This window comes from Lacipirellula parvula (assembly GCF_009177095.1).
GTDB lineage: Bacteria > Planctomycetota > Planctomycetia > Pirellulales > Lacipirellulaceae > Lacipirellula > Lacipirellula parvula.
Genome location: NZ_AP021861.1, coordinates 2,096,540 through 2,117,636, shown reverse-complemented (window position 1 = coordinate 2,117,636; position 21,097 = coordinate 2,096,540). Strand labels below are relative to the sequence as shown.

Genomic DNA, 21,097 nt, shown 5'->3' with positions numbered 1-21,097 from the left:
CAAAGGTCTAGCCTGCGGCCGGAGTCGTTTATTTGCAGTCTGTCAGGGCACTCGAATATAGGAAGCTCGATGGATACAAAAGCAATCGCCCAATCGCAATTATCGGAACACAGTTCGCATCATGTGGAAGATGAGGTGCGGAACCTTTTGTCCAACTCGGTTCACTTTGCGGGTCGAGTCGATGGGTTCACGTTCAGTCACGCAGACGATCTCCTCGTCATCGAAGGCGTCGTGCCGACCTACTACCTCAAGCAGCTGCTGCAGCAGTTGATCGGCAGTCTTCACGACATTCAGCGAATCGATAATCGCGTGAAAGTAGTGAGTTGCGATGGATTGAGCGGGGACCGTCCGGCGGATTGCGCCAAATCGCCCGCTTCGCAACATTATATTGACAATGCGACGGGGGACGACCTCGCCTAAGGCAAGCTACTCAGCTTTTCCCCAGATAACCGATGGAGAGTCGAGTGTCGGATCATGAAAATTCTGGTCGTCGATATAGGCGGAAATCAGGTGAAGATACTTGCCACGGGAGAGCAGGCGCCGCGATCGTTTGCCTCTGGCCCCTTAATGACCGCTAATCAAATGGTCGCTGGCGTATTGCAAGCAGCCGAGGGTTGGAAGTACGAGGCAGTATCAATCGGCTACCCCGGTGTCATAAGCCAAGGAAAGCCTGTTTCAGAGCCGCATAATCTCGGCGAAGGGTGGGTCGGCTTCGACTTTCAAGCCGCATTCCAGCGTCCTGTCAAAGTGATTAATGACGCGGCCATGCAAGCGATCGGCGATTACCAGGGCGGCAAGATGCTCTTCCTGGGATTAGGAACAGGCCTCGGCTCCGCCATGATCGTGAACGGCATCGTTGAACCAATGGAGCTAGGCCGCCTTCCGTATGAATCAACAACGTACGAAGACTACTTAGGCATCCGCGGATACGAACGTCTAGGAGATGAGAATTGGCAACATTATGTACGGGACATAGTACCTCGGCTCGTCGACGCACTTGAACCAGATGACGTGGTGCTCGGAGGCGGCAACGTCCATAAGCTAAAAAAGCTTCCACCAGGTTGCCGGGCTGGCGACAGCAATGGCGCATTTATTGGCGGCTTTCGATTATGGTAGGAAAGCTTCGATGATCAAGCATCAGTTGATGACAGCCGAGGGCATTTTAATTCTCACTCCGTCGGGCCCGCTCGAATTAAATGATTTTTCAATCCTCGCCCGCGAAGTCGAAACGTACATCGCGATGCATGGCTCACTAGCCGGTCTGATGATCCACGCGGAAAGTTTTCCGGGTTGGGCCAGCCTTGATTCATTTGTCGCACACATCCGCTTTATTGAGGACCATCATCAAAAGGTCCGGAGGCTCGCTCTCGTCAGCGATAGCGAATTCTTAACCGGCATGTCGAAGCTCATTGCCCAACTCGTGCATCCCGAAGTCAAGCACTTTTCGGAATCCGAGTACGACAATGCGATGCGTTGGCTCAAGAGTGGCGCCTGATGATGTGTAACGCCCCGCCTTTCCGAATAATAAGTCTCATACCCCTTCATCGCAGGAGCAACCGCCGGGGCCTGCTTCCGAGGCCCGCGGCTACTGGCGAAGGGGTGCTCGGGCGTCGCATGACCTTGAGTTGTGCGACGCCCATCTTTCATTCGTCCGTTCTCGATACGGTCAAACCCATCGCTATGGCGCCCCGAATTCTGCTAAAAGGAACTCATGAGTTCCTGGGTGACTCGACGACAAACGTCAATTGTACGACAACTAGCGGCTGCATCGTGGAAGGAAGAAATTGTCCTTCGACTGTTACCTCCTTTTTTAGATTATCGCTCGCGGCTTCAGGCCCTCCGTTAAAGGGAGTACGGCAATTGGTTACGCACCCATAGCCGCATCTATGATGGACAGACTGATGTCAAACAACTTCCATCTCCACCAGATTCACATTGGCGATAGGAAGATCGCCTGTGCTTCAGATGAAGACCGCGCACTGCTGACTGATGCACAGTCGATAGAGGTGGATCCATCAAATGCCAGTACGATGACGATCGGCCGGCTGCACCTCATTAAGGACGCGTGCCAACGGTATTCGCTAGGAAGGCATCAACGGCTTTTGAACGAGGTGATCAGGAGACTTCATGCGTCAGGGCCGCGCTGAAGCTGCCTAAGGCGCACCGTGAGTTGCCTACTACTCTCGATCCAGTGAAGACATGGGAGGTATATAACAGTGAGAGAACAACTTGGGCATAGTCCGACCAATGCCTTCAAATTCCCAGGTGGAAAAGCGTCTACCTGAGACCGTCAACAAATCAGGAGAGTGCTGAAGTCTGATTCGCTCGTGGTTGAACATCGCCTCTTGTGAGACGAGAGCCAGTGGCGTTCGATTTCGGCGGGCCGTTTCAGTCAGTCTCTCTAATATATCTTTCTCGTAACGTACGAGCGGCTCTGAGAAGTCCATAAGCTTCGAGCAATTCCGACAGTGACTGTATCAACTCTCTTTTATGGGTCTTTGGCTCGGTTTCGTCGAGAATTGCACCAGCCATATTGAGCGCCGCCGCCTCGGTTACGCTGCGCGCCTCGATCAATCTCCCGCCAACATCGGCGGAATGTTCGGGCGGGGAATCCGAGGCGACGGATTGTTCAGCGGAGACATCTGACTCGTTTGAAGCGACGATATCGACAGGGTCGGCGGCCTTCATTGGCTTAAGTCCAGTGCGTCCGATTCTCCTCTCCAACATCACTTAGGTCGGTGTTACGAGCAATCAGTTAACTGCTCAGTTTAGTCCAACTCAGTTTAATACTTAGTACGATATCGTACGGAAACGCAATGCCAGAGCCTCCTGTTCATCGCGCGTGACGTTACATTCGTAAGAAGACGTAGTTTGATCACGCGGTCACACACCTCAAGACACTTCGATGGCCCCAGACAATCAATTGCTGGCCGCTTTGCCCGGCGTCGCTCGTACTCGACTGACAGATACCGCGCGTACGTTAAAACTTGCGCACGGTGAGATTCTCCAACAGCCTGGCGCAGAGATACTAAAGGCTTACTTCCCGTTGGATTGCCTGATATCCGTCACTATAACGATGATGGAGTTGCAGACGGTCGAGGTGGCAATCGTCGGAAGCCGGGAAATGGTGGGACTCAACGCCTTCATGGGAGGACATGAGACCACTCAGACGATGTACATCTGCCAACTCGCGGGAACTGCCATTGTCATCGACGCCCAGCGTCTGCTGGCAGAGTTTGACAATGACAAAGCGGTGCGGAATATCATGCTCAAATACACTGAGGCTTATATCGCCCAGCTCTCGCAGAACGTGGCGTGTAATCGCCTCCACACCATCGAACAGCGATTGGCGCGTTGGCTGCTGGAGTGTCGCGATCGCATGCAGTCAGATGACTTTGAAATAACGCACGAGTTCATCGCTGAGATGCTGGGCGTTCGGCGAGCGGGAATCACTGAAGCGTCCGCAGGGTTGCAGCAACGCGGACTGATCCACCGCGGCCGTAGGAGTATGCGGATCATCAACGCTGCTGGCCTGAAATCCGCGTCATGCGAGTGTTTTCGCACGATCCAACGGCAATATAACAACTTACTCGGGCCGTTGGGGGGCTAATGGACCGTGCGCCACGCCGCTTCGACGAAAGCATTGCAAACGATGATGGCTTACTCGATGGCGAGCAGATGGGTGGGAGAACCCATCGTCATTTGACGCGTCAGTGCTCTGGGAAGTTGCGCAATCAGCGAGGAAGGGGCTGGGCGAAAGCGGGCCTTTACTATTCGGTTGTCGTTGTCTAATTTGACCCCACCCCCTCCCGTCACGCAAGCAACCTCATCACGCTCGTCGCACTCCACGCTCTGCCTGTGCGTGTGAGGATACCATCATCCGTCAATCGATTCGCAATCGCTGCGAGCGTCTCACCTGCGTCACGGAGTTTACGTGCGAGAGGTAGAGCTAGACTTGCGTGCCTTTGAGCTGCCTGTATGTTGGCCGCCGTTCCCTTGCACCGTGCGATCCCATTCAGGTTGGCAGGTTTGCCGAGCACTGTTCCTCTGGCCTTAGCTCGGGCCAGCGCGTCCTTGGTCCGCTGGCTGATACGTTTGGCCTCGTCTTCGGCCACAGCGCTGAGGATATGAATCGTTAAAGGCGTAGCATTCGGATTGTCGCAGCAGACGAAGGACACACGTGCCTCCATCAGATTCGCCACGAACGCGACGTTTCTCGCCAGTCGATCGAGCTTAGCAATCACAAGCGTCGCTCGTTGGCGGCGACACGCGGCAATAGCTCGGGCCAGCTCGGGTCGATCGGCTCGCTTGCCAGTTTCTACTTCGATGAACTCTGACGCGATGGTTGCCGCGTTGGACTGAGCGTAAGCAACGACAGCGGCTTGCTGAGCCTCCAGACCGAGGCCTGAGGCTTCCTGCTTGCGGGTACTAACACGGCAATAGACGATGATCTTCATGTTACCTCCCCTTGGTGATACTCAATTTTACATCGCATCAACGAACGTTGAAGCGATGTAACGAGAGAATTGTCGCGATACAGGAGTCATCGGTACGATATCGGCGCCACGATCGGAGTTGCCGCGTTGACCACGATTGGCGCCAGCGTCGGCACGACCATCGTCCGATGGCGGTCTGCGACGGTCGAGGCGCCGATGCCGAGCTGAGCGATGAGAGCGGCTGGTCGATTGGGCGGCGGAGCGATAGCGGCTTAAACCTTCGGTTTGAGTCAACCGCGCACAACCGCGCGAGAGTGGTGCATTCGCGCAGTGCGTCGGAAATTGGCGCCGTGATGTGACGTTCGGCGCGCCGTGAATGAGCGAAGGAATACCGACTTGGCTGTCGCTTTCGCGCGAGCCAACCTCGTCACTCTTAAGGCGGTGCTTACGAACCCGCTAACGCGTCGCTCAGTCGTGGAGTTGGCGATCGCCGCGTCCGTCGTCACCAGCCCACGCGGCGATCGCTTTATTGATGACGACATGATCCTCTGAGTCGCAGAATGCCACCATGACGCCTACGAGGGCCGCTCGTGCGATGCGAGGCGCGGGTGCGGCTCCTGAGAGGCGGTTTTCTCTCAGGGCCTATTTTGGCCTGTGGCGCGAAGTTCAGCACTACAAAGTTACTGAGTTACTCAGCCCTAACGGGTGGCGAGGGCCAGCTTAATCGAGAAAATCCGAGAAGAATCTGAAAAGTTACTGAGTTACTGAGTTACTCGGCCCCACATCGCTATATAGGAAAAAATAATTCACTCTCCTATACGTGAAGTGGTGAGTAACTCGGTAACTCGGTAACTGCTTATGATATTTTCTTGCTTCTATTTATCTATCTTCTAAATAAATAAGGGTTTTACGCGTTTCTGCTGTGGGCGTGTGCGTGAAATCGAGTTACTCAGCACCGTTTTCGCTGAGTAACTCGGTAACTCCCGGACGTGTATTACGGACAAAAGTTCTCGATTTCTGAAATAATCGCCAAAACGCCCCTAGTCTATCTATGTCAAGACTTGTCTCCCGCGAGCGCCCGAATGGATCGAGTTCCTCCTGGCCAGGGCACCGGGAAGCACGGCCAATGCCCTAATCGCCAGGAGCACGGCTCCGATTTCTGCCGCGGCTGCGGCGGGGTCAGTACCAAGAACCAGGAGGAGGTCCGCTCCTTCCTGCTCGCGCGGGTCGACCACCGGCGGAAGCTCGCTAAGCTCGAAGGCCCGATGGACGCTCTCAGTCGTCTGCATAGAGGCCTGCACCCATCCTACCGTGGTCGCATCCCACAGGTATTTCTTCAGTGTTCGATGATTTCTTGGCGACGCAGTGCGTCGCCTCTCCGTCCGATTCCATTCGGCTAAAGGCCTTCGTGCGAAAGCTACAACAGGCCATCCTGCCTGCTGACCGCCCAGCCTGGACCCGCACCAGAATCGTCTCCGAGCTGACTCGACGTGGTTACGAGCTTGGGCTCGTCGATCGCCGAATCGCTGTATTCGGCCTCTCGTTGACTTCGTCGGAAGTCCCCACCTAAATCCGCGGCCGAGGGCACTTCTCGTGTGCAGCATGGTCCGCCGTGCTGCGCCCTCGGCTTTCTCAATCTTTGCCGACGGCGGCTCGCATCTACAGCGTGCGCTTGCGACCCGCGTGCTGTTGCCGCCGTCGGCATTATTTTTCTTAGTGGTCGCACCCAGAAAGGTCGCTATGCAGATCACCTATTGCCCTCACCGTGGATTTCTTCTCCCCCAGCCCGCTTGCGAAGATGATGCGGCTATCTACTTAGCGGAGCATGGCCTCTCACGACACGATGCGGTGCGCACCGCTGCCACGATTAGGCGGGCGGCAGAGGCAATCGATCGCAGCAATGCGATGCGAGAGTTCGTCTCGCTGCATTGCGTGCTGGGCGAAGATGGGATTCCGTTCGCGGATTTCTTCCGCCGCTTTCAGCACTTCGCGCCAAAGCATTTGCAGTATCGATGGACCCGTGCGGCGGTGACTCGCGCCCTTCCGACTGAGCATCGGACCGTTGCCGCCACAGGCAACAGGAAGATCATTCCCGGCATCGCGTGGAGAACATTCGATTAGCGATCTCTTCGACTTCATCGACGCCGCAGGGTACGTCGAGGTCTCCGGCGCGATCTCTCCGTACTCATTCTTGGTCGAACAGTTCCTAGCGCGGCTCGGCGACGAAGAGAAGGTTCTTTTTTGGCTCCAGAGTCGTCGCATCGAACGCACTCTGATCAAGGCCGGCTTCCCGATCGGTCCGGCCGCAACGCTCGGCGCGCGTCCCGATCAAATCGATTCACTCTATGTGGGCAATTTGTCTGGACCAAGGTCGCGGTTCATTAGCGTAATGTCGTTGATCCTCGATCTAGATGCGCAAATCTTACTCCCGCGCGATCTGACTCTGTCAGAAATCTACAAGCTTCCATCTTAACTCCGCCTACAGGGTGGGTGTCGAGCTGCGGCGGCGACGGATTTTCTTACTCCGTCGCCGCCCTCTTCTGTTTTCTCATCGCGACGACCGCACCCCAGGTCTGCGCGATCAACCGTTTTGGGGGCACAGAGGATTTATTTATGTATCGTTCCGTACCGTCTATTGTTTGCTTCGGCGACGACGTTGAGTTCACGCCCGCTCAGCAGGAAAAGCTGAATTCGCTTCTCGCCGAGGACAAGCGAGGGCTGCGTTCGCAGCTTGCGAACACTGAGCGTCAGCTCGCTGAGCTATCAGAGAGCAAGAGCCTTACAGAAGCAGAGCGTGAACAGTTGCGAGAATCGCTCGAAGAGACTCGCCGTCAGCTTCGATCGAAAGAAGAAAATGAAGCCATCGAAAAAAAGAAGCTGCAGAAGGAACTGACCACGCTCCGAAAGCGTGCAGACGAAGCCGAGGCGAAGCAGCGCGAATCAACGATCGCTGTCGCGCTAAGCGAAGCAGCAGTCGCTGGTGGCGCGTTCAATCCTTCCATTTTGTCGCAAGTCCTGCGTGAGCGCACGACGTTGACGCCTGAAGGCAATGTCGTCGTGGAAGTCGCTGGAAAAGACGAGGACGGCAACGACATCGTCGAACGCGTATCGCCTATCGATGCGGTCAAACGCATGAAAGCTCAACCTGATCGCTGGGGTGGACTCTTTGCGGACTTCGTGGCTAGCAAAGCCGCCTTGCCCACCAACAAAAACGGTAAGGTCGACGTTACCACAATCAGCACTGACGAATTCATGAGGTTGTGGAAAACCAACCGCTCTAAGCTCGATCTCTAGTATCCACACGCCCGGGCTCTGCGTGAGCCGGGCGTCTCCTCTCGCACCTCTGCGCCACTCTCTCAGAAAGCTCAACTGCGCAAACGCTGCGCTAAAACAACATGGATCGAGATGTTATCCTCCGGAACGACCACGGGTCCCCGTTTTTCGGCGCGGTCCCCCGGCGTCCGCCCCTGACTTGGCGTGACGCTTGGTCCAGCGCGACGAGCTACGCTGAGACCCGTCCGCCACGGGCAAAGAGATCGTTCGATTGATCAACCGCACCCAGCGGCAGGGCACAAACCGAATTCGATAAACGACTAAGGGCCGGTAGCGGATTATCCGCTACCGGCCCTTTTTATTTATGCAGCTAGGTAGTTAGCGACCAGCCTAAGCTCGGCCGGATCATCGTTGGCGTTGATCGCAGCGAGCAGCTCCCGCAACGGGTGGTCATCGTCTGTCTTCCACTTGGCGACGCTGTCGCGGCCCTCCGGCGTTTGCAGAAGCTTTGCCTTGAGAGTGGCGCTCATTGCGGCGTCGCGGGTGTCGTAACCCGGGACGCTGTATTTTTCCGCGATCTTGATAATCGGCGGCATTAAGTCCGCTGAATGCTTATAGGCGAACCGCAGCAAGCAAGAGAAGTAGGCATCGTCCGCCGGGTCGAAGTGCTCGCGGGCGCTGCCAAACGCAGCGTCAGTGACACGCTCGGCGGCTTCACCGAACCCAATCCGCCTGCCGATCGACTTGAGCAGGGCCGCACGATGGCGGATTGCCAGCTCGATTCCAGCTCGCTCGTTGCCCTCGCGTTCAGCGGCGACCAGTTCGTTGTCACTCATGTTGTACAGCATAGAAGAGACTCCAAAGACAAGGGCCCGGCCAGCGACGTTGCTGGCCGGGCCAAACGTGTTTAGGCAGCGATTTGCAGACGTTCCTCAACATGGTCAACGAACACCATCAAGGTGAAGTCGTCGGGCTCGCTGCTGAGCAGCGTCAGCAGCTCGCTGTCGGTCGACTCGACACGGTCGCCGAACCGATCACTCCGCGGGTCCATTGCGTCTAACTTGAGCAGGGCGAAAACGTAGGCGAAGCGAATGGCGTCAACGTCCCCAGCCTCAAGCAGTTCGTCAGCAGCTTCGATCAGATTGCAGGTGGTCATGGTTGCGTCCTCAAGAAAGGTGTAAGTAGCGAACTACCTGAATCATGCATCATGTTTTCGGCGAAGCAAGAACAAAATAAGATGCGTACATCCTAGCTAGCATGACTAGCTAGCTCGCCACCGCGTTGAGCCTATGAATCTCGACGATTGCAGGCGAGCGGACTGCAATTCGAGAACGGAAAAAGTTTGGAAAATCTTGCCGAGCCTAGAAAACCCGAAACGTGCGCTGATTGGCGTCGGGCGGCCGCTCTACGGCGCACTGGGGCTGGCGGTTGGGGCTCTGTATTCTTGGTGGCGGAAGCCGCATGTCAAAATGGCATGAGCCGCCATGACTTGAGTGTCTAATAACATCGTAAGCGGCTTCAGGCATTTGAGTTAAGTGCCATCGGGATATTCCGGCACAGCTAATGCCTACAATCCCGCGAGGAATTTATCACCTGCCAACTCGGAGGGCGATCCTTGCGAAAACGGATGCTTGAAGCTGTTACATGCCCGTGGTGTAAGACTGAGTTTGAAGTAGACCCACGGGACGGAGCTTTCCCGATTCAGTGCCCCGGCTGTCCTGAGACGCCTTCGTTCGGCGCACTACGCCACCCGGACTTAGACCCCAAGGCGCTCGACATCGGCCACAATCTCAGCACGGCCGCAGCGCAGAACCTCGCGAATCAATCGCTGGCGTTCGTTTACAACAAGGGCGTGAAAGACCACGCGGGGAGTGGAACCCTAGTCAAAATTGGTAATCGCTTGCTGATTGCCACGGCGGAACACACGGTTCCTAAGAGTGCCAATCGTATCACACTCGTGACCAAGATTGCGCCCGATCGTGTGGAGCGCGCTCCCAAGATTCTCCACGTCGCGAAGTCAGAGTATCACGACGTTGGTCTGATCGAAGTCGAGACCGATACGCCCCGGCTTATCGGAATGGAGCCGATCGGTATTGACCGTATCGCGGACCTGCAATCGGGCCGCCATTACTGTAAGTCGTGGATGATCGGCTATCCCGGCGCTAATCAAATGAGGCTCGCATCCGCGCCCGGCGTGGTGGGATTCCGTGGCAACTCGCTCGGGTGTGAACCGATCGACCCCATCGCGTGGCATCGTATACAGCTTGGCCGCGACGATGAGGCGTTAGACCCAGAAGCTCATGCGATGTTCTACTACAACATCTCGGAACCCTTGTTCATCCACTCAGAGAATCCTTGTCGCGATGAGTTCGCGGCCAAACCGCACGGTATGAGTGGCGGCGGAATCTGGCAGTGCCGTCAGTCGGCTGAAGGCCGCAACTGGTATCCGCACGATCTCTGCCTATTCGCGATTATCTCAGCGTGGAATGTGAGTCAGGAGCATGTTAAGGCAATTCAGGTGATTCATTGGTTGCGGCTCGTCGCGGACACCTATCAAGACTTACGGGAAGAGTTGATTGACGCCTTCCCGCGCCTGTTGGAACTGCCAACGGAAGATATAAAATGATGCACCCGTATCATGTGATGTATTTGATCTGCGAGCCGTTTGGTGGTCGCAATTCGCTTGAGCGATTGTTTACCAAGCTTGATGCCGTTGATCCACTGGAACGGCAGCACTTAATTGGGCTAACGCTGTCGTCCATTGGCGGCACATACGACACTGACCTGCCTACTGAGGAAGATGTAGCAGAGGATTTGTATTCGGCGTTTCGGGAGCGATGCTACAAGCTCAGGAATGCGGAAGTCGAAGACTTCGCAGTCACGTTCTTTGTAGTCTCGCTCATGCTTAACTACATGCGATTAGAAAGCGACCCCGCTCATGCTGCCGCGAGCCGCGACTGGCTGCGGGGCGCAGCTGCTCACTTCGCTGAAAGGGCAGGCGACGAAGAGTTGCCGCAGGACTCGGCAGACAAGATGATTCGCATGGCTGAAGAGGCTGCGAATAACAAAGAAGCCAATAGGCAGATGGCCGCTGAAAGGTATCAGGCGTTCTGCGAGGATGTCCTGCTTGAGCTATTGCCACCGAAGCCGCCGGGCGCCGATCTGTTATCGTCGTGAACGGCCTCTGAGCCCCTTCTCTAAGTCTTATCCATGCTTGCCCCGGCTGAATTTCGTGCAAGTGCTAGACGGGTAGGTCGGTGCGAACCTTCGATCATGTAAAGCTGTCGTAGACTTTCAGGGAAGTGATCGAATATGCGAACAGTCTATTGTGATGAATCAGGCTTCACCGGCAATCGGTTAATGGACGAGGATCAACCGATCTTCGCCTTCGCAGGGGTCTGCATGGCCCCTGATCGCGCGGAAGCGTATGAGCGCGAGTTGGCTGAAAAGCACAAACTGAAGGCGACGGAATTTAAGGGTGGGTCGCTGTGTAAGCGTCAACGAGGGCAAGCCGTTGTGCGGCAAGTAATAGAGGAACTGGCCGATCATGCACAAGTTGCGTTCGCCAACAAGAAGTACGCGTTGTGCTGCAAGATGTTTGAGTACTTGATTGAGCCCGCTGTGTCGCCGGTGAACAGCCTACTCTACAACATCAAGTTTCATAAGTTCGTCGCTAACGTGCTGTATGCCTTCATGATTGCGGAGAAAGCATCAGCTGAGAGTGTGTTTGGGCGATTTGAGGACGCACTGCGCGGACGTACTGATCGGCAGCTTATTGCAATCCCGGGTGCGTCTGCTGTCACTGCAATTGACCTGAACGATTTCGTAGACAACATCATCACGTTTCTTGTATGCAATCGAAAGAAGATTGCAGAGGAAGTCATATTGGATGAGCCGCAGCGCGCAGGCGGCTGGATGTTAGAACTCTCCACTACTTCACTCCGAAGTATTCTAGTGGCGTTTGGCGCGGACATGGAGCCAATGGAAGTCTACTGCGACGAATCGAAACCAATCGCTGACCAGACACTCATATTTGATGTGATGGTCGGACGCACTGACGTGAGGAAAGTTCCGTTCGCCGGGCGCATGCACCAAGTGACATTCAATCTAGACAGAAAGATTGAGATGGTGGATTCGCGCGCGTATCCTGGCGTGCAGTTGGCGGACATTTTCGCCAGTGCCACTACGTTCGCCCTGAATAATCCTGGGCACGAACTTTCAAACGTTTGGTTTGAACACTCAGAGAAGTTCGTGCACGTTGACAGCGTTGTTCCGCAGCTGGAATTCGCCGATTTAACACGCCCCGACGTAGCGGTTAGTGCGATGGTCTTCCATGAGCTGCTAAACCGGTCGATCCTGGGTCAACCGTACTTAGCGGACATGCGCGAGATTATCGGGATTGCCCAAGCTGGCGTCGCCGCTGAGCCCGAACGATTCCCAGGTAGCCCTGCTGACGAAGACGACTTCAGATACTTCTACGAAGACGACGACGAAGAAGAAGAAGAAGAAGTTGGCTAGATTTGGTGCGCCGGTGGTGCGCAGCTTGAGAAAAGCCCTACAGTTGAGCCCGCGCGCACTTTCCTAAACCGTTGGTCGCAGGTTCGATTCCTGCCGGGGGCGCTTGCTTTTCTCGCATTTTTCAGCCTTTTCGCCGCGTTTTACCAAGTGGATCGGAAGTGACCCGAATGCCGGAAAATGCCGTGGTTTAGACCGATGCTTGCTGATACGGACGATGTGCATAGTATTTCGGGGCGTCGTCGAGTCGGACGTGCAGCCAAGAGACGCCAGCCCCAGCCGTGCTCAGCCAGACAGGCTGATGATTGAGTCGAGCATCCATTGCCCTTCCGACCGCTTGCCATAAGGCATGGCATTGTCGCTGGGGAGCTTGTCGTACGAAGGCCGCCAAGTGTCCGTAGGCGTTGTGCTCCGTCAACGGAGTTGGGACGACCAGTACAGCGTCGCCGCCCAGATTGGCAAACGTTGCGATGCCCTCGCTCGCGCTCGGGAAATGCTTTGAAAAGGCGTTTGCGTCAGGTTGACGAGCCAATCGCGGAGCATCGAGTAAGACAAATTCGAACGGTCGCTGAAGCGTTGCTAAGCAGACTCCCGGCGTCTCCCAGCGGAAAGCAGTGAAGGGAGAAGCTGCTAACAGAGAGTTGAACCATAAGCGGAAATTCTCGTCCTCCCGCCATGCGTGCGCGACATTGCCGAATGTGGCTGGCTGCTCGTTGAACGCAATTTCGTAGTGGACGCCTGACGCTTCAGGAAGCGATTCTTCTCGACGAGACCACATAACATCATCTCAGGGAATTTGGTTGTCGCCTGCTAGCCGAGTAGAGTCTGTTACACCCGCCGCCTAGCATATAGGCAAGATCGTGGTGGTAGTACTACATATCGCCGAAATCAATCTCCTCGGGCTTGGTGAGAGCGAGCTCCTTGAGTATGTCGTCGTAGTAGTCGAACTGATGCTGCATAAGATGCTCGACTGACGCGGGACTGACTAAAGTCGCCTTCAGCGGCTTCCAGGCGACGGGATCATCTGTTCGCTCCTCACTTGCTGAGGCGAAGCCGTACCAACAGATCGTTCAGCTGCTCCGCACAGCTTGGTTGCTCCGGCAACGTGGACATTCCTCCCGCGGCTTCGAGAGCAGCCACGAGTCGCAAGTATTCCTGCTCGTGGAACGCCACGTCCGCTGCGTCGAGCTTTCCCTTCTCAGGGCCAGATCGCTTCCGCTCCACCAATTCGTCGATGTACGGCAGCTTGGCCGATTCATTGAGCGTCAACAGGTTGGCCTCGACTTCTCCGGACCTCACGAGGTGGATTCCGGTCAACAGCACCCGGTAAACGTAAAGAAGCGGTTTTACCCGCGGCGGTTCCTCCTTCCGAAAGAGCTTCCACTGGGTCGCTGCGAATCCCAGGTAGTGATGACCGTGGTAGCGAGTGACGCACTGCCTGGCGAGTTCCTTCAGCTCCTCATGCTCCGGCGTCGCGTGAACGACCAATGGCGAAAGGAGCTGTTCGAGGACGTAACCGTTCTGCTTTAGCATCAGTCCGAAGAACTTCTTGGCGTCGTGCGTCACCAAGTCGACTTCCATGCCGTCGTAAACGCCGGATTTCTCGACCGTCTCCTCGCCAGGCGTCATGCCGACGACTTGCTGCAGCGGCAACAGGTGGACGCCTCGCAGATCGAAGTCGGAATCAGGCGACGGGAAGCCATACAAATGTGCTCCGCTGATAGTCGCGAAGACCAGCGGAAAAGGATGGGCGTCGACTTGTCGGCGAAGTTTGGCGTAATCGATCATGAGGAATTTTCACCACTCGGTCGGAATTCATGAAGGACGCGAATCGGTCCGACAATGTTCGCATTGAAAACCGTGAGTTCCTCCGCTGGGATCCAGTACTCCAGCAACTCACGGCCGCCCGCCTCTTGAACGTCGTACCGCCCTAGAAACTCGGCGTTCACCTCAAACTGCAGCACATAGCCGACGAAACCGGAGTTGGGATCCTTTGTATTCCACTCTCGAGCGATGCGAACGGCGTAATCTTCAGTGAGCACTGGGTAGAAGATCGGCTGGCCGACGAGCCGGGGCGGGAACGCTCGCCACTGGGCATCGCGGATGAGATCCAGCTCTTGCTGGCCGACGGGTCGAAATAGCGTCACGGCATCGTTCACGGCAGGACCTCTTCGACTGCCTGCCGACGGGCCTTTACCAAGAATTCGTTGACTCGCTCGTAGTCCGGGCGTTCCGGCAAGCTGGTCGTTTCCAACGCTCGATCAAACTCCTGATGGAGCCGCAATCGCCACGCCTCCACGTCGTGCCAGGGCATTTCACCAGACTTTATCGCCAGTAGTTGGGGTCGGTGCTCGCCCACCTCCACCGGCACAAAACCTTCTCGTAGCACGTGAATGCCGGAAAGCAGGAGCCGGATCAGGTGCATCACATGCTTCGGCTTCACCTGGCCTTGATTTCGCTCATCGGCTTGCATCCGCTTGAATTGCGACATGACGTAGCCGTTGTAAGTTTGGTAGACCAGCCGCGACAAGAAGATCGACCGCATGTCGAGCAGCTCTTGAGCCAGCGGCGAGGCGAACTCCACCAGCGGCGTGTAGAGGCACTCTAATACGTTTGGGTTTCCCTTCAGGGCCATGATGAGGAACTTTTGCAGCTCCCAATAAGCCTCCTGAGTGGCTTCGTCCTCTAGCTGTTCGGGCACTCCGTAAAGCGACCAGTGGAGATCAGCCGGCGGCAGGTAGATCCCTCGGCGATCGGTGTCTGAATTTTCCGTGTCGAGTCCATACGCTCTCGATCCGATGACGCATCGCAGAATCACTCGATGAAAGAGCCCGTGCGTTGCCAACACTTGCTGAGAATCGTTGATCGTCCCCAGCTTGTACTCAGCCAGCAAAGCCAGCCCATCATGATGAATCGCGGCTTCAAATCCATCGACGAAGCGGATGTGGTAAGAATGGGCCCGATCCTGCGGTGAGCGGATGATCACGCCCACAGCACCGGCGGGGTGAACGGTTTGGCCGTCAGTCCCCTGAATGTGTTTCAGTGCGACAACCTGCGTACCGACGGAGTAAATAAGGTTGTCGCTGTGATGAACGCGGTTTTTCAAGGTTGTACTCCCGCTCCCCCGCAGTTCGTCGCCTGACGATGAGTTGTAACAAAAAAGGGCCAACGCCCGTAGGACGCGGCCCCGCAATTGAAGCGATTATTGATCTCTAAAAATAGTGGTCGCGAGCGCCCCCGTCAAAAGCGGCCCGATCGCAGGCAACAGCCTTTGAACAGCTTACCGCTGCCGCAAGGGCAGAGGTCGTTGCGACCGAGCTTCTCTTCCAAGAGCTTCTCGCCGTGAACAACGCGAACACCGACCTTCACCTTCGTTTCAGAAGGGTAGCCTCGTCGCCGTTTGCTCATGGGCACGAAAGGACGGTTCTTCTTGCTGATTGCGTGCCATGGGACACCTCCTTTTCTAAATCGTGCCAACCTTGCCATTGATGACACGGCTCACGCGGAGAGGTTCAGTTTCGAGTATGAAATAGAACCGACCAACCAGCCGACTACCCCGCCGGCAACGACGTCGGCGATGTAATGCTGATGCGTGAGTAAGGTCGAAAGTGCGACCGCCGTGGCCCATGCCCAGAAGAAAAGTGCGACGCCTCGGCGGAGTTGCCGCCCATAAGCGTACGCACAGACGACAGCCATCCCAACGTGAAGCGATGGCAAGTAGTTGTGTTCCAGATTAATCCAGTCGGCGAACTCAAACACAGGCTGAATCGGTCCTCTTGCCGATTCAGCTGGGGAGTATGTCCGGCCGGGCAAGATCACGAAACCGATCCCTGAAACCACAAAGAGACAAGCCAGCGCCACCGCGAACTGTTTAATATCAGCGGGGGTCGGCAGAATAAACAGCGAGAGCCAGATCATGGGAAACAGCGACAGGTAAATCACCGCCATTTCCGGCAAGAAGGGGATGTACGACTCCTCGTTCCACCCGAAGTCAATTCGATAGCCGTGCAACCCGGTGAGCCACGACACACCGCCGTAGACAACGACCCACAAGACGCAGAGCAGCGATCCGTAGCCGAGAAAAGCGGCGACGCGGTCTCGATCGGGCCAAGTGAATCGCGTGGCTTTTAAAGGCATGGGGAAGAGTATGTACTCGCCTTCGTCCTAAATGCTGTATAATGCCGCCGCGAAGGAGCACGCCACGATCGGCAACCCTGCGACGGAACAAGGATGATTCACACCGCAGACCAACCTGCCGCTGCGATCACGCCGATCGTTGCTGATTCGGCGGATTTCGCTACGCTCCCGGCGACGTGGTATCTATTCAGTCGGTCTACGGATGTCGCCGGAAAACCTCTCTCCAAATCCATTCTGCAGCGGCGACTGGTCGCTTACCGCACCGCCGCAGGTCGGGTTGCCGTGCTCGACGCCAACTGTGCTCACCTGGGGGCGGACCTTGGACGAGGCGAAGTCGTCGGCGAATCGATCCAATGTCCGTTCCATCACTGGAACTACGACGCGAACGGCAAGTGCGTCTCAGTTCCTAATCACCGCGACGTGCCGCGATCGGCGTGCCTCCGATCTTATCCTGTCGTCGAGCGACACGGCTATATCTTTTTCTTCTTCGGCCCACGGGCGTTATTTCCGCTGCCGTTCTTTCCCGGAAGCGATCCCAATGAAATGTCCGCCAGCTCGCCGTTTCGATTTGAAATGGACTGCCCCTGGTACATGCTCCCCGGCAATGGCTTCGATACCCAGCACTTTTATGCCGTGCACGACAGGAAGTTGAAGGGAGCTCCGCAGGTTGATTGCCCGCACGAGTACGCTCGGCGCATGCGATTCGATGCGGAGATCACCGGAACTTCTATCTACGATCGGCTGCTCAAACGTTTCGTCGGTAGGGACGTGCAGATCAGCATTACCAGCTGGGGCGGTCCGCACGTACTGGTTGAAGGAGTGTTTGGGCGAGCTCACAGTCGGATCCTGATCATCAGCCAACCCCTTGGCGAGAACCGGACGCTGTCGGACGTTATCGTGTTTGCCAAGCGAAGCCGCAACCCTTTGCAGGCAGCGTTCGTCGACCGACTCAACCTCCGAGTGCGACGCCGGTTCACGCAGGCGTTCATGCGATACGACATCGACAAGCTGAGCGGCGTCCGCTACCAACCGTCGGGGTTCACTCCCCAGGATCGCGATATGATCGCGTTCTTTGAGTGGCTCACGACCCTGCCTCGCAGTGAGTACGAGGCGGCAAAATGAGCGAATTCCCTATTCCATGGCGACTGAATTTTACGATCGCCGCCGTTCAGGTTACTGTCGCCTTCGCCATCTTTCGGCTGGCTGCATTCGCGACGCAGTGGTGGCAGCTCGCGCTTCTCGCATTGAGCTTCGCACTGATCGGCAACTCGATCTACGCGATGATGCACGAAGCAGAACATGGCATTTTCTGCCCATCGCGGCGTCTCAACGACGGCATGGGCACGTTTCTGGCTTTGTTCTTTCCGGCGTCATTTCATCTGCTGCGTCAGGGGCATCTCGGGCATCACCTGCGAAATCGGTCCGACGACGAAGCCTTCGATTTTTATTTCGAAGGCGAAACGCCGTTATGGAAGTGGCTCCAACTCTACGGCATCTTGTCCGGCTTCTTCTGGTTGACGATCGTCTTTTCGAATGTGATCGTCGTGCTTATCCCGTCAGTATTGAAGCGTCGATTCTTTGAGTTCGACCGTCCATCCGCGGCGTTCATGGATTCGCTCAACCGCAGCGTGCTGCGACGGATCCGCTGCGAAGGGGGAGCGGCCATCGCGTTTCACGCGGCGATTGTCTGGGGATTTGGCATTCCGGTGCTGTCGTACCTCTGCGTCTATGTCGGCTTCGGCGTCACTTGGTCGGCGATGCAATACGTCCACCATTTCGGGACGGAACGAGACGTCGTCAACGGTTCAAGAAATCTGTGGATATGGAAGCCCATCGACTGGATGTGGCTCCATCACAACTGGCATCACACGCATCACCAGCGGCCGACGGTCTCGTGGTACTACCTGCCGCGGCTTTCGCGGGAACAAGGGGCGACTCGCGAGTTCTTGATCTGGCACTATCTACGGATGTGGCGTGGTCCGCGACAGGCAACCGAACGAGTGGAGAACCGCTATGCCGGCCGAGTTATCCGCTAGCCAACCCGCCACGCAACCCGCAATCGTCGTCACCAATAGCTATCGCCTCGGCATGGTCCTGCTCGGCTATGTGCCGCTGCTGCACGTCGGCACGGTAATCGGCTTGTTGGTACTTTCGCAATTGGCAGGAGGTTCATCCTGGCTCGCGGTGGCTGCCGTGGGAGTTCTTTACTTGCTCCCGCCTCTGGCGGTTCGGGTTATTGGTCAATCGGCCGGCTCAACTCAACCTATTTCGCATGAGCTAGGTTCACGCGGCTTTCTCGCCTGGTGGTACGCAACTCAGTGGCAAGTCGTCTTCAATCGCCTTCCAATCTTGGAAGAAGTTTTGAGACTTGTCCCGAGCCTCTACTCGGCATGGTTGCGATTGTGGGGAGCTAAAATCGGACGCCTAGTCTACTGGTCACCGGGCGTGCGGGTGACCGATCGGCCCTACTTGCATATTGGGGATCGCGTCGTATTCGGGATCGATGCGAAGCTCTACCCGCATTTTCTCGCCAAGCTTTCATCTGGCTCGACGAAGCTCATTTTGGCGCCGATCACTGTTGGTTCTGATGCACTGGTCGGCGGCTGCACGCTGCTGCCTGCGGGCGTCGTCGTTGACGCCTGCGAACAGACGCCCGGCGGTCGTCCGTTTGCTCCGTTCACTGAGTTTCGTAACGGCTCGCATCGCCGCACGCAGCGGTTCAGAAAGGAATTCGAATGATTCGGCCTCTCTTACTTTGCCTCTGTGTGACGCTGAGCGGATGGTCGCTATCAGGATCGGCGGTTGCCGATGAGGATGCAGACCATGCTGCATTGAAAGAGCTTGTTACTGCCTACGAGCAGGCAATCGCCGCAGGCGACCCTAATAGTTTGAAGCCGCATCTGGCCGACGATTTCACCGGGGTGATGGTGACAGGCGAAGAGGTCACGAATCTAGCTGGCTTGGATGCCTACTGGCAGAAAGTTCAGGGGTACCTCGGCCAAGGCGGTAAGTACACCGTTGAGGTGGTAGTCCCGCAACCGGCAGTCATCGTTGGGGATCTCGCGTACGCCGTGGGCACGACGAAGGACTTGGCCGTCACGTCCGATGGTAAAGAATACCCGTTCGAAGGTTTCTGGACGGCCGTCTGCCGTCGAGATGGCGATCAGTGGAAAATCGTTCGCATCCACGGGTCGATGGATGCACTCACGAATGTGTTCACGATCACTTCGCTCCAGCGCGCGTCGACCTACTCGGGCGTCATCGGCGGCGTCGCCGGCATCTTCATCGGCGCCCTGCTGCTGTGGCTAGTCACTCGCCGCCGTCCCGCTGTCGCCCCCATCACCTAGCCCGAGCCCGCTGTCGTGAAAATCCAACTGCTATCGCCGGCGGGAGAGATCCATCGCAATTCGACGGGGATCTTCAAACGATCGCTTCGCTACGCACCGTTAACGCTAACAACGCTCGCGGCCATGGTGCCGGAAGAGTTGGGAGCCGAGGTGACGATCCAGGACGAAGGGGTGCAACCGCTCGATCTTAATTTCGACGCCGACGTCGTGGGCATCACGGCGATCACCGGCACCGCTCAACGAGCCTACAATATCGCGGATGAATTGCGGGCTCGCGGTCACACGGTCGTCCTAGGAGGCGTTCACCCGACGCTCATGCCGGAGGAAGCTAGCCGGCATGCTGATTCGCTCGTCACCGGGTACGCAGAACAGACTTGGCCGCAACTGCTGCGAGATTATTCAGCGGGAAACCTACGGCCGCATTATTTTGCACCGACTGGCCGTGAACTACGCGGCGTTCCGATTGCACGGCGTGAGCTCCTGAGGAAGAAAGGATACGCGACCGTCAACAGTATTGAGGCGACGCGAGGCTGTCCCCATCAGTGTGACTTCTGCGTCGTTCCCACGGCCTGGAAGGGAGTCTACGCTCATCGGCCGGTCGATGACGTCATTGCGGAACTACAAACGTTTGAAGGTCGACATGCAATTTTTATCGACCTCAGTCCCGTCGAGGACGTGAATTACGCGAAGGCGTTGTATCGGGCGATGATCCCGCTGCGGATCCGCTGGTTGGGACTAGCGACGACTCGTTTGGCAGAAGACGCCGAACTCTTGAAACTCGCGGCTCAAAGCGGGTGCAAAGGCGTGCTGATCGGCTTCGAGTCGGTCAGCCAGGCGACGCTCAACGGCGCCCGCAAACAATTTCACGCCGCTTCTCGCTACGCTGAGCATGTCCGTCGCCTGCACGATCACGGCATCGGCATTCAAGGCTGCTTCGTATTTGGATTTGACGACGAAGACGAATCGGTCTTCGAACGCACCGTAGAGTTTGTCGATAAGACGAAGATCGATCTGCCGAGGTACGCTGTGGCGACGCCGTTTCCGGGAACGCCGCTCTATCGCCGACTGGAAGCCGAGGGCCGGTTGCTCCATCGCAACTGGTCGCTCTACGACGTCGAGCACGTCGTTTTCCAGCCGAAGGGCATGAGCCCGGAGCGATTGCAGGAGGGTCTTAAATGGAGTTGGCAGCAAAGCTACAGTTGGCCGTCATTCTTCCGACGCCTCAGCGGCGCCCCTTGGTCGATTCTTCCGCTTTGGTTGTCGACGAATCTCGGGTATCGTTACTTCGCTCAACATTTGCCTTCGAAGGCTCAAGGGATTTTTCGCGACCTCTCGTTGACTGAGTCGCATCAGGTTGAGCCCGTCGCAGTCTAGCGGCCGCACCGGATC

Annotated in this window: 26 protein-coding genes; 16 read left to right on the top strand and 10 right to left on the bottom strand. The window is 56.5% G+C overall.

Annotation, left to right across the window (positions count from 1 at the left end; genetic code table 11):
* Nucleotides 1-69: 69 nt before the first annotated feature.
* The 3 genes from PLANPX_RS08205 to PLANPX_RS08195 are packed head-to-tail and all read left to right on the top strand — an operon-like array spanning nucleotide 70 to nucleotide 1,495.
* Nucleotides 70-420: a hypothetical protein gene (locus PLANPX_RS08205; protein ID WP_152098262.1), complete on the top strand. Its 351-nt coding sequence runs from the start codon at nucleotides 70-72 to the stop codon at nucleotides 418-420.
* 54 nt (nucleotides 421-474) lie between these two features.
* The gene (locus PLANPX_RS08200) at nucleotides 475-1,116 is read left to right on the top strand and encodes an ROK family protein (protein WP_152098261.1); all 642 of its coding nucleotides are present in this window, start codon (nucleotides 475-477) and stop codon (nucleotides 1,114-1,116) included.
* Nucleotides 1,117-1,126: 10 nt separating this feature from the next.
* Entirely contained in the window at nucleotides 1,127-1,495 is a 369-nt protein-coding gene (locus PLANPX_RS08195) for an STAS/SEC14 domain-containing protein (RefSeq protein WP_232536331.1), read from the top strand.
* An 893-nt stretch (nucleotides 1,496-2,388) separates the two neighbouring features.
* Here PLANPX_RS08195 and PLANPX_RS08190 read toward each other — a convergent pair.
* Nucleotides 2,389-2,688, bottom strand: a complete 300-nt coding sequence (locus PLANPX_RS08190) for a hypothetical protein (RefSeq protein ID WP_152098260.1) — start codon at nucleotides 2,686-2,688, stop codon at nucleotides 2,389-2,391.
* Between the two features lie 217 nt (nucleotides 2,689-2,905).
* On the opposite strand from PLANPX_RS08190, the gene PLANPX_RS08185 reads away from it, so the two are divergent.
* Nucleotides 2,906-3,610, top strand: a complete 705-nt coding sequence (locus tag PLANPX_RS08185) for a Crp/Fnr family transcriptional regulator (RefSeq protein WP_152098259.1) — start codon at nucleotides 2,906-2,908, stop codon at nucleotides 3,608-3,610.
* A 202-nt stretch (nucleotides 3,611-3,812) separates the two neighbouring features.
* Here PLANPX_RS08185 and PLANPX_RS08180 read toward each other — a convergent pair whose 3' ends face one another.
* On the bottom strand, nucleotides 3,813-4,457 hold the full coding sequence (locus tag PLANPX_RS08180; RefSeq protein ID WP_152098258.1) for a recombinase family protein: 645 nt from the start codon (nucleotides 4,455-4,457) through the stop codon (nucleotides 3,813-3,815).
* Nucleotides 4,458-4,832: 375 nt separating this feature from the next.
* On the opposite strand from PLANPX_RS08180, the gene PLANPX_RS27230 reads away from it, so the two are divergent.
* The 4 genes from PLANPX_RS27230 (at nucleotide 4,833) to PLANPX_RS08165 (ending at nucleotide 7,730) form a co-directional block, all read left to right on the top strand.
* Nucleotides 4,833-4,988, top strand: a complete 156-nt coding sequence (locus tag PLANPX_RS27230) for a hypothetical protein (RefSeq protein ID WP_172991935.1) — start codon at nucleotides 4,833-4,835, stop codon at nucleotides 4,986-4,988.
* 1,050 nt (nucleotides 4,989-6,038) lie between these two features.
* Nucleotides 6,039-6,557: a hypothetical protein gene (locus PLANPX_RS08175; protein ID WP_152098257.1), complete on the top strand. Its 519-nt coding sequence runs from the start codon at nucleotides 6,039-6,041 to the stop codon at nucleotides 6,555-6,557.
* 70 nt (nucleotides 6,558-6,627) lie between these two features.
* Entirely contained in the window at nucleotides 6,628-6,909 is a 282-nt protein-coding gene (locus tag PLANPX_RS08170; protein WP_152098256.1) for a hypothetical protein, read from the top strand.
* Nucleotides 6,910-6,926: 17 nt separating this feature from the next.
* Nucleotides 6,927-7,730, top strand: coding sequence for a hypothetical protein (locus tag PLANPX_RS08165; RefSeq protein ID WP_152098255.1), 804 nt, complete (start codon nucleotides 6,927-6,929; stop codon nucleotides 7,728-7,730).
* Nucleotides 7,731-8,071: 341 nt separating this feature from the next.
* On the opposite strand, the gene PLANPX_RS08160 is transcribed toward PLANPX_RS08165, so the two are convergent.
* Nucleotides 8,072-8,557 carry a hypothetical protein gene (locus PLANPX_RS08160; RefSeq protein ID WP_152098254.1) on the bottom strand — a complete coding sequence of 162 codons (486 nt, stop codon included), beginning with the start codon at nucleotides 8,555-8,557 and terminating at the stop codon, nucleotides 8,072-8,074.
* Between the two features lie 59 nt (nucleotides 8,558-8,616).
* Nucleotides 8,617-8,865, bottom strand: coding sequence for a hypothetical protein (locus tag PLANPX_RS08155; RefSeq protein WP_152098253.1), 249 nt, complete (start codon nucleotides 8,863-8,865; stop codon nucleotides 8,617-8,619).
* A gap of 459 nt (nucleotides 8,866-9,324) precedes the next feature.
* Here PLANPX_RS08155 and PLANPX_RS08150 point away from each other — a divergent pair, with 459 nt between their 5' ends.
* The 3 genes from PLANPX_RS08150 to PLANPX_RS08140 all read left to right on the top strand — a co-directional run bounded on the left by PLANPX_RS08150 (nucleotide 9,325) and on the right by PLANPX_RS08140 (nucleotide 12,227).
* Entirely contained in the window at nucleotides 9,325-10,335 is a 1,011-nt protein-coding gene (locus PLANPX_RS08150) for a hypothetical protein (protein WP_152098252.1), read from the top strand.
* Nucleotides 10,332-10,886 carry a hypothetical protein gene (locus tag PLANPX_RS08145; protein WP_152098251.1) on the top strand — a complete coding sequence of 185 codons (555 nt, stop codon included), beginning with the start codon at nucleotides 10,332-10,334 and terminating at the stop codon, nucleotides 10,884-10,886. The genes PLANPX_RS08150 and PLANPX_RS08145 overlap by 4 nt, the downstream gene beginning before the upstream one ends.
* Nucleotides 10,887-11,021: 135 nt before the next feature.
* Entirely contained in the window at nucleotides 11,022-12,227 is a 1,206-nt protein-coding gene (locus PLANPX_RS08140) for a DUF3800 domain-containing protein (protein WP_152098250.1), read from the top strand.
* Between the two features lie 187 nt (nucleotides 12,228-12,414).
* Here PLANPX_RS08140 and PLANPX_RS28400 read toward each other — a convergent pair whose 3' ends face one another.
* The 6 genes from PLANPX_RS28400 to PLANPX_RS08115 form a co-directional block, all read right to left on the bottom strand.
* On the bottom strand, nucleotides 12,415-13,002 hold the full coding sequence (locus tag PLANPX_RS28400) for a DUF6940 family protein (protein ID WP_420844073.1): 588 nt from the start codon (nucleotides 13,000-13,002) through the stop codon (nucleotides 12,415-12,417).
* Between the two features lie 257 nt (nucleotides 13,003-13,259).
* Nucleotides 13,260-14,012: a DNA polymerase beta superfamily protein gene (locus PLANPX_RS08135; protein WP_152098249.1), complete on the bottom strand. Its 753-nt coding sequence runs from the start codon at nucleotides 14,010-14,012 to the stop codon at nucleotides 13,260-13,262.
* A complete protein-coding gene (locus tag PLANPX_RS08130; protein ID WP_152098248.1) occupies nucleotides 14,009-14,383 on the bottom strand; it encodes a hypothetical protein in 375 nt (124 codons plus the stop codon). Before PLANPX_RS08130 ends, PLANPX_RS08135 begins: the two co-directional genes overlap by 4 nt.
* Nucleotides 14,380-15,330 carry a DNA polymerase beta superfamily protein gene (locus PLANPX_RS08125; protein ID WP_152098247.1) on the bottom strand — a complete coding sequence of 317 codons (951 nt, stop codon included), beginning with the start codon at nucleotides 15,328-15,330 and terminating at the stop codon, nucleotides 14,380-14,382. The genes PLANPX_RS08130 and PLANPX_RS08125 overlap by 4 nt, the downstream gene beginning before the upstream one ends.
* Before the next feature lie 134 nt (nucleotides 15,331-15,464).
* Nucleotides 15,465-15,632 carry an SEC-C metal-binding domain-containing protein gene (locus PLANPX_RS08120; protein WP_152098246.1) on the bottom strand — a complete coding sequence of 56 codons (168 nt, stop codon included), beginning with the start codon at nucleotides 15,630-15,632 and terminating at the stop codon, nucleotides 15,465-15,467.
* 90 nt (nucleotides 15,633-15,722) lie between these two features.
* Nucleotides 15,723-16,361, bottom strand: coding sequence for a phosphatase PAP2 family protein (locus tag PLANPX_RS08115; protein WP_152098245.1), 639 nt, complete (start codon nucleotides 16,359-16,361; stop codon nucleotides 15,723-15,725).
* A 93-nt stretch (nucleotides 16,362-16,454) separates the two neighbouring features.
* On the opposite strand from PLANPX_RS08115, the gene PLANPX_RS08110 reads away from it, so the two are divergent.
* Genes PLANPX_RS08110 through PLANPX_RS08090 form a run of 5 tightly spaced genes read left to right on the top strand, consistent with a single transcriptional unit; the run spans nucleotide 16,455 to nucleotide 21,082 of the window.
* Nucleotides 16,455-17,483 carry a Rieske 2Fe-2S domain-containing protein gene (locus tag PLANPX_RS08110; protein WP_152098244.1) on the top strand — a complete coding sequence of 343 codons (1,029 nt, stop codon included), beginning with the start codon at nucleotides 16,455-16,457 and terminating at the stop codon, nucleotides 17,481-17,483.
* Nucleotides 17,480-18,397, top strand: a complete 918-nt coding sequence (locus tag PLANPX_RS08105; RefSeq protein ID WP_152098243.1) for a fatty acid desaturase — start codon at nucleotides 17,480-17,482, stop codon at nucleotides 18,395-18,397. The genes PLANPX_RS08110 and PLANPX_RS08105 overlap by 4 nt, the downstream gene beginning before the upstream one ends.
* Nucleotides 18,375-19,100, top strand: a complete 726-nt coding sequence (locus PLANPX_RS08100; protein WP_152098242.1) for a hypothetical protein — start codon at nucleotides 18,375-18,377, stop codon at nucleotides 19,098-19,100. The genes PLANPX_RS08105 and PLANPX_RS08100 overlap by 23 nt, the downstream gene beginning before the upstream one ends.
* Nucleotides 19,097-19,708, top strand: a complete 612-nt coding sequence (locus tag PLANPX_RS08095) for a YybH family protein (protein ID WP_152098241.1) — start codon at nucleotides 19,097-19,099, stop codon at nucleotides 19,706-19,708. Before PLANPX_RS08100 ends, PLANPX_RS08095 begins: the two co-directional genes overlap by 4 nt.
* A gap of 15 nt (nucleotides 19,709-19,723) precedes the next feature.
* The gene (locus PLANPX_RS08090) at nucleotides 19,724-21,082 is read left to right on the top strand and encodes a B12-binding domain-containing radical SAM protein (protein WP_152098240.1); all 1,359 of its coding nucleotides are present in this window, start codon (nucleotides 19,724-19,726) and stop codon (nucleotides 21,080-21,082) included.
* The last annotated feature ends 15 nt before the right edge of the window (nucleotides 21,083-21,097 follow it).

What these genes read in the sequence shown, in the direction of transcription:
- PLANPX_RS08110 (WP_152098244.1), top strand. Translation starts at nt 16,455, where the DNA reads ATGATTCACACCGCAGACCAACCTGCCGCTGCGATCACGCCGATCGTT.
- PLANPX_RS08140 (WP_152098250.1), top strand. Translation starts at nt 11,022, where the DNA reads ATGCGAACAGTCTATTGTGATGAATCAGGCTTCACCGGCAATCGGTTA.
- PLANPX_RS08175 (WP_152098257.1), top strand. Translation starts at nt 6,039, where the DNA reads ATGGTCCGCCGTGCTGCGCCCTCGGCTTTCTCAATCTTTGCCGACGGC.
- PLANPX_RS08145 (WP_152098251.1), top strand. Translation starts at nt 10,332, where the DNA reads ATGATGCACCCGTATCATGTGATGTATTTGATCTGCGAGCCGTTTGGT.
- PLANPX_RS08160 (WP_152098254.1), bottom strand. Translation starts at nt 8,557, where the DNA reads ATGCTGTACAACATGAGTGACAACGAACTGGTCGCCGCTGAACGCGAG.
- PLANPX_RS08105 (WP_152098243.1), top strand. Translation starts at nt 17,480, where the DNA reads ATGAGCGAATTCCCTATTCCATGGCGACTGAATTTTACGATCGCCGCC.
- PLANPX_RS28400 (WP_420844073.1), bottom strand. Translation starts at nt 13,002, where the DNA reads ATGTGGTCTCGTCGAGAAGAATCGCTTCCTGAAGCGTCAGGCGTCCAC.
- PLANPX_RS08200 (WP_152098261.1), top strand. Translation starts at nt 475, where the DNA reads ATGAAAATTCTGGTCGTCGATATAGGCGGAAATCAGGTGAAGATACTT.
- PLANPX_RS08185 (WP_152098259.1), top strand. Translation starts at nt 2,906, where the DNA reads ATGGCCCCAGACAATCAATTGCTGGCCGCTTTGCCCGGCGTCGCTCGT.
- PLANPX_RS08180 (WP_152098258.1), bottom strand. Translation starts at nt 4,457, where the DNA reads ATGAAGATCATCGTCTATTGCCGTGTTAGTACCCGCAAGCAGGAAGCC.
- PLANPX_RS08195 (WP_232536331.1), top strand. Translation starts at nt 1,127, where the DNA reads ATGATCAAGCATCAGTTGATGACAGCCGAGGGCATTTTAATTCTCACT.
- PLANPX_RS08095 (WP_152098241.1), top strand. Translation starts at nt 19,097, where the DNA reads ATGATTCGGCCTCTCTTACTTTGCCTCTGTGTGACGCTGAGCGGATGG.
- PLANPX_RS08120 (WP_152098246.1), bottom strand. Translation starts at nt 15,632, where the DNA reads ATGAGCAAACGGCGACGAGGCTACCCTTCTGAAACGAAGGTGAAGGTC.
- PLANPX_RS08190 (WP_152098260.1), bottom strand. Translation starts at nt 2,688, where the DNA reads ATGAAGGCCGCCGACCCTGTCGATATCGTCGCTTCAAACGAGTCAGAT.
- PLANPX_RS08135 (WP_152098249.1), bottom strand. Translation starts at nt 14,012, where the DNA reads ATGATCGATTACGCCAAACTTCGCCGACAAGTCGACGCCCATCCTTTT.
- PLANPX_RS08155 (WP_152098253.1), bottom strand. Translation starts at nt 8,865, where the DNA reads ATGACCACCTGCAATCTGATCGAAGCTGCTGACGAACTGCTTGAGGCT.
- PLANPX_RS08115 (WP_152098245.1), bottom strand. Translation starts at nt 16,361, where the DNA reads ATGCCTTTAAAAGCCACGCGATTCACTTGGCCCGATCGAGACCGCGTC.
- PLANPX_RS08205 (WP_152098262.1), top strand. Translation starts at nt 70, where the DNA reads ATGGATACAAAAGCAATCGCCCAATCGCAATTATCGGAACACAGTTCG.
- PLANPX_RS08100 (WP_152098242.1), top strand. Translation starts at nt 18,375, where the DNA reads ATGCCGGCCGAGTTATCCGCTAGCCAACCCGCCACGCAACCCGCAATC.